This is a genomic window from Priestia sp. BR_2, assembly GCF_041954005.1.
Lineage (GTDB): Bacteria > Bacillota > Bacilli > Paenibacillales > Paenibacillaceae > Paenibacillus_AQ > Paenibacillus_AQ lautus_A.
In genome coordinates this window covers 1-501 of record NZ_JAVFHM010000176.1, presented here as the reverse complement: position 1 = coordinate 501, position 501 = coordinate 1, and the positions used below count along the sequence as shown (strand labels likewise).

The window sequence follows — 501 nt, the reverse complement described above, 5'->3', positions numbered from 1 at the left end:
GCTACCGAACTGCTCCACCCCGCGATGATATGAATATGATATAAATAAATGGCGGAGGAAGAGGGATTCGAACCCCCGCGGGCTTTAACACCCCTGTCGGTTTTCAAGACCGATCCCTTCAGCCGGACTTGGGTATTCCTCCGTATATTTATAACAAATGTAACTTATATGGTAGCGGCGGAGGGAGTCGAACCCACGACCTCACGGGTATGAACCGTACGCTCTAGCCAGCTGAGCTACACCGCCATATTATTCGTTACAATTATTCAGTTTAATTGGTGGAGCCTAGCGGGATCGAACCGCTGACCTCCTGCGTGCAAGGCAGGCGCTCTCCCAGCTGAGCTAAGGCCCCATAAATGGTCGGGAAGACAGGATTCGAACCTGCGACCCCTTGGTCCCAAACCAAGTGCTCTACCAAGCTGAGCTACTTCCCGTTTATGGCGCGCCCGAGAGGAGTCGAACCCCTAACCTTTTGATCCGTAGTCAAACGCTCTATCCAAT

Annotated in this window: 4 tRNA genes; all 4 read right to left on the bottom strand. The window is 52.3% G+C overall.

Annotated features, from left to right (window positions below):
* Positions 1 to 49: 49 nt before the first annotated feature.
* Positions 50 to 142 (bottom strand) — tRNA-Ser (locus tag RB298_RS08640).
* A gap of 27 nt (positions 143 to 169) precedes the next feature.
* A tRNA-Met gene (locus RB298_RS08635) sits at positions 170 to 246 on the bottom strand.
* A gap of 30 nt (positions 247 to 276) precedes the next feature.
* Positions 277 to 352 (bottom strand) — tRNA-Ala (locus RB298_RS08630).
* Positions 353 to 357: 5 nt separating this feature from the next.
* Positions 358 to 434, bottom strand: a tRNA-Pro gene (locus RB298_RS08625).
* Between the last annotated feature and the right edge of the window lie 67 nt (positions 435 to 501).